Origin of the sequence: Desulfosporosinus sp. FKB (assembly GCF_002196705.1) — a bacterium.
Lineage (GTDB): Bacteria > Bacillota > Desulfitobacteriia > Desulfitobacteriales > Desulfitobacteriaceae > Desulfosporosinus.
Map to the genome: position 1 here is coordinate 109,732 of NZ_NADJ01000012.1, position 6,614 is coordinate 116,345.

Genomic DNA, 6,614 nt, shown 5'->3' on the forward strand with positions numbered 1-6,614 from the left:
CTAATCATTTATCTTAGCGGATAAAATTTGTAACTTTTCTTTCTTCTTTTTCTGGCAAACCAAATTTTTCTTTTCCTAATGAAATGCTCTTAATTAAGAATGCCATATTTTTACCCAATGTACGCATTGTCTGTAATCCTTCTTCATCTTTTTGAACATCATCTGGTGTGTATCCGTGAACACTGTTCCAGTATTGACTAGAAACAACTGGCATACCTGAAATCGTAAAATATTTATTGATTACATCAAAGGTTGCAGAAGATCCTCCTCTTCTCGCTGAAACAACTGCTGCACCAACCTTCATTGTTTTGTCAAATGGAACGCTATAAAATAATCGATCAATAAATGAGACAAGAGTTCCGTTTGCCGAGGCAAAATATACTGGCGAACCAATAATGATTCCATCGCACTCTTCAAATTTAGGCGCAGCTTCATTAACTAAATCATTAAATACACATTTTCCATTCTTTTTACATTGACGACATCCCATACATCCACGAAGATCCTTATTGCCAACATGAATGATTTCAGTATCGACACCTGCTTCATGTAAAGTTTCTTCTACTTCTGTTAATGCTGTATAGGTACATCCTTTCATATTTGGACTGCCATTTATCAATAGTACTTTCATATCATTTTCCTCCTAGCTTTATTTATAAGACTCCTATTTCATATTCGTCTTTTATTAATAAGTTCAACGAAGAAATCCACAGTACTTGCTTCTTGGTGGGAAAAGAACAAACTATTTCCAGTATCTAATGTCATAATGGTTTCCATATCCTCTTTGGACAATTCAAAATCAAATAGATCAAAGTTTTCCTGCATTCTTTCTATATGAGTGGATTTTGCTAAAGCAACAACACCCCTTTGAATCAACCATCTTAAAATAACTTGAGCAACTGTCTTCTGATATTTTTTGCTGATCCTATCTAAAGTAGAGTTAGAAAATATATTATTTCTGCCCTCACCAAACGGAGCCCATGCTTCAATTTGAACTTTGTTCTTAATCATATTCTCTTGAGCCTTTATTTGTTGGTTCAACGGATTTGTTTCCACCTGGTTGACCTGAGGAGTGATTTCATTAAAAGCACAGATATCAGACAGTCTGTCAGGATAGAAATTACTCACTCCAATCGCTCTTACTTTTCCGTCTTTATACATTTCTTCTAAAGCATGATAAGAGCCATAATAATCACTAAAAGGTTGATGCAGCAAAATCAAATCCAAATAATCCGTTTTTAACTTTTTCATGGATTCCAATACAGATGCTTTTGTCTTTTCATAACCATAATTATCTATCCATACTTTTGTGGTAATAAATAATTCTTCACGAGGTATACCGCATTTTTGAATAGCATTTCCTACTGCTTCTTCATTAAAGTACGATTGTGCAGTATCAATTAAACGATAACCTACCTTAATTGCATCTAATACACATTTTTCACATTCTTCTTGGGATACTTGATAAACTCCATATCCTAAGACTGGCATTTTTACCCCATTGTTCAAAATAACATATTCCATTTTTATCCTCCTTGATTCACACTGTATTTTGTCGTACAATACGATTATAATTCCCGGTTGTTACTACCGGTCAAATACTATTATGCCTTTTGGAGGTAATTTCATGTATTCGATGAAAGAAACATGTCAAAAAGTAAACATGACTTATGAAACTCTAAAGTTTTATTGCAACGAGGGCTTAGTCCCAAATGTCAAAAGAGATAAAAACAACTATAGAATTTTTGATGATAAAAATATTAATTGGCTAAACAGCTTATCTTGCCTTAAAAAATGTGGAATGAGTATTCAAGATATGAAAACCTATCTTAGCCTATGTCTGAAAGGTCAATCAACCATTCCTGAACGCAAGATAATGTTAGATAAGCTGAAGGTAGATTTAATGAATAGAATAGTAGAATTGAACGAAAGTGTTGATTTCATTGACAATAAACAACAATTCTATGATGATGCACTTAGAGGAAAAATAAAGTATAATAGCAATCTAATTAATATTGAGGATTGAAGCAAAAATGGGGATGTAGGTAGATTTGTATTACACACAAATCTACCTACATCCCGTTTATTTGAACCACCCGGATTTTTATAGTTAATATGTTAACCAGTAAAGTGTTGACAAAGACTACATAAAAGTTGATCATCGATATGCCTACTCTCGCATTCTTTTTCTCCTTTGGATACTATTTATTGTTACACCGCCAGATAATCCTTCTTAATCGTTTATCCGTTGAATTCCAAATCTTTCTGCCGTAAACAAACACAAAAAAGCTCCCTCAACTAAAGAGAGAGCCTTTCGTTAGCCATGAACAATAACGATAGGTAAGGCTTTGATGTTATCTCCGCTTTTTCTCCCGTTCCACACCGTGCATGACAGTTTCCCGTCACACACCCGCCCTGGCAACGTGCAAGATAAGCAGTTTCATCTTTTTCTATAAATGCCATCGGCGTAAAGGAAGTACCTTGATGCGCTCCGTTGTAGAACGGTAGGGTAGAACTTTTGCCACAAGTACACCAATAATAAGTTTCACCCTTTTTAAGATCTACAGGAACGGGTATTTTTGAGCGATTACCGGTTTATCCATTATTCAATCTCCCTTTCCAATCTTCCTATAATATGGAATCAGTTCTTCGAACGTGAAAAGGCTTCTTTTGATCTATACCGTAAGAAATCTTTAATCATTTTAACAGTAATGCGACCAATGCTTTATTGCTTTCCACGCAATTTCCGCAACCGGTTCCGACCTTTGTTACGGTTTGAACCTCTTCAAAGGATTTGGCGCCATTCTTGACTGCATTTACGATATCTTGGGCAGTGACTTTCATACATCCGCATACAATTTGGTTTTCAGCAATTTTCTTTTTTAGCAATAACTCATTAACTAAAACTTTATTACTCTCAACACAGTTTCCGCAACCGGTACCGACTTTCGTTGCGGCTTGAACCTCTTCAAAGGATTTGGCGCCATTCTTGATCGCCTTCTTGATGTCTAGATCGGTGACGTTCATACAGCCGCATACTACTTGGCTTTGTTCTTTGGAAAATATTTTTGAAATGAGTGATTTTAACATTTTATCCTCCGTTATTTTAGTTTCTTTGAAATGGCATTATCAATTGAGAGTGATCCTGCACCCTTAATTAGCAAGAAGAGGGAAATCATGGACAGTGCAAAAACGTATTCAATACCGGAATTAGCGGGGCCATTTAAGAAGAACCCATTAGCCCCATGGACTTTGACTATGGCTACCAAATTAACAATGGCAAGCCCAAGTGCAGCCGGACGAGTTAAAAAGCCAAAAATAATTGCGATCCCGCCAAAGAACTCGGTTAATATGGCTAAACCGCCTAATGCAGCGGGAATACCCAATGAAGAAAAGAAACCGATAGTGCCTGTCCACCCGTAACCGCCAAACCAACCCAGAAGTTTTTGAGCTCCATGAGCGAAAAAGATAATTCCCAACGCAAGACGCAAAATTAAGAAACTGTTGGACTCAACTGTAGCGAATATTATATTTTTCATTTTTTAGCTCCTTCTAAAATTAACGTTTTTAAAGTTCAATAGGTGGCGCCAACCTACTTTCATATATTAAGACGGAAAGATTTTTAAAAGGATAGGGAAGTTATAAAAAAGTTCATGTTAAATTATTTATAGCTAGATGATGTTAGTCTTCTCGCTCAGTCATGATACTTGTATCATTAACGGATAAAACAAACCTCCTGCTACAGAAATTAATTCTTTAGCAAGAGGCGATTGGTTCATAGTGCCCAACAAACACAACCAGGCATCTTATTCATAGTTAACACCTCGTTTTAAACCTTTCTTACCAAACAATAATCCTGTTCAATCGCTTTATTGAGATCCTCAAGCAGCTTTGCTACATCGATACCATGAGCCCTTGCACCTTGCTCAAGATTCTCGAACCGGGCAGCCATGCATCCGAAACAATGCATGCCATGTTTTAAAAACACTTCGACGGACTGCGGATACTTTTCTACAATTTCAGTAATTTTCATTTGACCTGTAATCATTGAATTTTCCTCCTAATGGATAATTTATTCTATTCCAGCCGTAGTTAATTTAAACGAACCCATATTCTCATAGCCATTGCCTTGAGTTAAAGACTTGCGAAGGAGCATCCGTGCCCTGTGTAGTCGCCACTTCGCCAATTCAACCGAAATGTTAAGGATCTCCGCCACCTCTTTAGTAGAGCATCCATTGATTTCTTTTAAAATGTACACCTCACGTTGTTCATTTGGCAGCTGTGAAATCGCCTTAAACAGCATCTTTCTCATCGCTGTTTTTTGACACTTTTGATCCGGGTCTTGAGTTTCGTCTAGTTTTGTTTCAAGTTCTTCAGCCGGATTTTCTTTACGACCAAATCGTTTGCGTTGGTAGTCGATTGTTGTATTAACGGCTATACGGTATAGCCATGTCGAGATTTTAGACTGGCCATTGAACGATTGCCTTGACTGGAATGCCTTTATAAATGTTTCCTGGGCCAAGTCCTGGGCGATATGATAATCTCCTGTCATTCCGTATATCAAGTTTATAATTTTAGGTTCATTATCCTTAATAATCGTTTCAAGGGAGGCTTCATTCTCTAGATCATTTGGTCCATATAAGTTTTTACGGATAAGCATTGTCAGTCTCTCCTTTAAAATTCTTGATAATCATTCCTTGATATCATCTCCTTTTTGAATGATCGTCATTAGTGCCACATTTCTCCCGTTAAAGTTGATTTCATGAATTAGGACGGAATCAATTTGAAATGGATAGTGAAAATAACATTAGATTAAAATAGTAATACTACCAAAATACCATTATCCTCCTAATGCGTATTTTAAAAATTTCCTATGAACCATCATACAACGTTTTAGCCATGAGGACACAAAACGCCGGTCAAGGTAACTTTGAACCTCAACCGACGTTTCACCTTAAAATATCTCCCTCACCTCGACCCCCGTCTTAAACACAAACACTACTTCGACCATCGACTGTACGTTGACCCAAGAAATCCAGTGGAAACGGAATGATGCCGCGACCTGCCGGGCATTTAGCAAACATATTCTTGTAGAAATCACCTCTGGGGCCGTTAAACTCGTCAATGGCCGGCGGGGTGACAATGATTCCCGGAGAGATGGAATTGATTCGCGCACCTCTGGCACCCCATTTTATAGATTCCGCCATAACCCTCTTTTCGTTGCAGCGTTTCGCCATCTGATAGGCGTGCAAGGTATCTTTGATATTCGAACGCTAAAGCACTTCCTACTGCTCCTTCAACAAAATTGGAACGGAACACCTGCTTTGATACCAGCCTCTTTGCATTTTAAGAACCAGGCCATATTCCGTCCCAATATCCGCATTATTTGCAATCCCTCTAAATCCTGTTTCACGTCTTCTGGTGTATGCCCGTGTACCATGTTCCAATACCTTGATGAAATAACAGACATTTCCGATAGGGAAAAATATTTATTGAGCTGACTTCCATTGACTAATAATACTTTCATAGTTACCTCCGTTTGTGGTTTGAATTTATATATTCTTTCCCATTTCAAAGGCCTGCTTCATAGCTGCGCTGCCCTTAATGTCACCCTTATGCCATGCGCCAACACCGTAGACAACTCCCTTTTCTTTTGCATCGTTCAGACAGAATGTAAACCCGCGAAAACCGTCAAGCGTCCTTTCCATGGCCTGCTCACTGCTGTCGGCAGCCGCAACAATGAAATAGAACTCCTTGCCAGTGATTTCTTGATATTTAGAAACCGTTCTATCAATCAACGTTTTCATCTGAACGTTCATCGTATAGAAGTAAACCGGTGTCGCCATGACAATGACTTCAGCGTTAATTATTTTTTCTAAAATTTCCGCCATATCATCTTTCTGAACACAATTATGGTTGGTATAGCATGACTCGCAGCCGGTGCAGTAACCAATCTTTTTATCTCTCAAGAAAATCTTTTCTGTCTGATGGCCTGCTTCGTTTGCACCAAGCATAAACTGGTCGCAAAGCAGATCAGAATTTCCACCTTTTCTCGGGCTGGCTGAAAGTACCAATACTTTTTTACTCATAAACTAATCCTCCGCTCTTTTTAACTTGTTTTCCTTTTTAACGACTGTCCCTTCGTATACCTTGATCTTATAATTCAAGCGCTCTAGCGTTTTCTGCATATCTTCCATTTTTTGAATTAGTTGCTTACGCTGATCGGTCAAAAGTTCTTTTCTGGCTCCAATAGTCGTATCACCCTGTTGGAACAGAGCAACATACTCTATCAATGCCTCTATAGGAAGACCCGCATTTCTCATACATTTGATAAACTCTACCCACCTGCAATCCTCTTCCGTATAATCCCTGATTCCGTTTTTATTGCGGTTAACACGAGGAATCAGTCTGATTCGTTCATAATAGCGAAGTGTGTCCTGTGTAAGATCGTATTTTTCACTGACTTCTGCAATCGTCATATAAAATTACCTCCCTATATTAATTTAATTTTTCGTTGTTTTCCTCTTGTTTTCATAGAATTGCTAACTTACCAAAAGAACTTATCACGGATAGAACTTGCATAAAATACTCAATTCAGAGAAATTAAGTATGGC

At 37.7% G+C, this 6,614-nt stretch carries 9 protein-coding genes and 2 pseudogenes; 1 reads left to right on the forward strand and 10 read right to left on the reverse strand.

From position 1 onward, the window contains the following. Window positions 1–13: 13 nt before the first annotated feature. On the reverse strand, window positions 14–631 hold the full coding sequence (locus B5Y67_RS03270) for a flavodoxin family protein (protein WP_088225120.1): 618 nt from the start codon (window positions 629–631) through the stop codon (window positions 14–16). Window positions 632–669: 38 nt separating this feature from the next. Further along, entirely contained in the window at window positions 670–1,524 is an 855-nt protein-coding gene (locus B5Y67_RS03275) for an aldo/keto reductase (RefSeq protein ID WP_088225121.1), read from the reverse strand. Between the two features lie 103 nt (window positions 1,525–1,627). Here B5Y67_RS03275 and B5Y67_RS03280 point away from each other — a divergent pair, with 103 nt between their 5' ends. Then, window positions 1,628–2,026, forward strand: coding sequence for a MerR family transcriptional regulator (locus B5Y67_RS03280; RefSeq protein ID WP_088225122.1), 399 nt, complete (start codon window positions 1,628–1,630; stop codon window positions 2,024–2,026). A gap of 671 nt (window positions 2,027–2,697) precedes the next feature. Here the strand turns inward: B5Y67_RS03280 and B5Y67_RS03295 are convergent. The 8 genes and pseudogenes from B5Y67_RS03295 to B5Y67_RS03330 all read right to left on the reverse strand — a co-directional run bounded on the left by B5Y67_RS03295 (window position 2,698) and on the right by B5Y67_RS03330 (window position 6,479). Next, complete coding sequence (locus B5Y67_RS03295) at window positions 2,698–3,090, reverse strand: (2Fe-2S)-binding protein (protein WP_088225123.1); 393 nt, start codon at window positions 3,088–3,090, stop codon at window positions 2,698–2,700. 11 nt (window positions 3,091–3,101) lie between these two features. Further along, window positions 3,102–3,539 (reverse strand): DoxX family protein, encoded by a 438-nt coding sequence (locus B5Y67_RS03300; RefSeq protein ID WP_088225124.1) that lies wholly within the window; start codon window positions 3,537–3,539, stop codon window positions 3,102–3,104. A gap of 290 nt (window positions 3,540–3,829) precedes the next feature. Next, window positions 3,830–4,048, reverse strand: a complete 219-nt coding sequence (locus B5Y67_RS03305; RefSeq protein ID WP_088225125.1) for a DUF1858 domain-containing protein — start codon at window positions 4,046–4,048, stop codon at window positions 3,830–3,832. A 24-nt stretch (window positions 4,049–4,072) separates the two neighbouring features. Further along, on the reverse strand, window positions 4,073–4,660 hold the full coding sequence (locus tag B5Y67_RS03310; RefSeq protein WP_088225126.1) for an RNA polymerase sigma factor: 588 nt from the start codon (window positions 4,658–4,660) through the stop codon (window positions 4,073–4,075). Between the two features lie 397 nt (window positions 4,661–5,057). Continuing rightward, a pseudogene (locus tag B5Y67_RS03315) lies at window positions 5,058–5,267 on the reverse strand (short-chain dehydrogenase); the annotation flags it as partial. 29 nt (window positions 5,268–5,296) lie between these two features. Next, window positions 5,297–5,500 (reverse strand): annotated as a pseudogene (locus B5Y67_RS03320) (flavodoxin family protein); the annotation flags it as partial. Between the two features lie 52 nt (window positions 5,501–5,552). Further along, entirely contained in the window at window positions 5,553–6,089 is a 537-nt protein-coding gene (locus B5Y67_RS03325) for a flavodoxin family protein (RefSeq protein ID WP_088225127.1), read from the reverse strand. A 3-nt stretch (window positions 6,090–6,092) separates the two neighbouring features. Continuing rightward, on the reverse strand, window positions 6,093–6,479 hold the full coding sequence (locus tag B5Y67_RS03330; protein ID WP_088225128.1) for a MerR family transcriptional regulator: 387 nt from the start codon (window positions 6,477–6,479) through the stop codon (window positions 6,093–6,095). Between the last annotated feature and the right edge of the window lie 135 nt (window positions 6,480–6,614).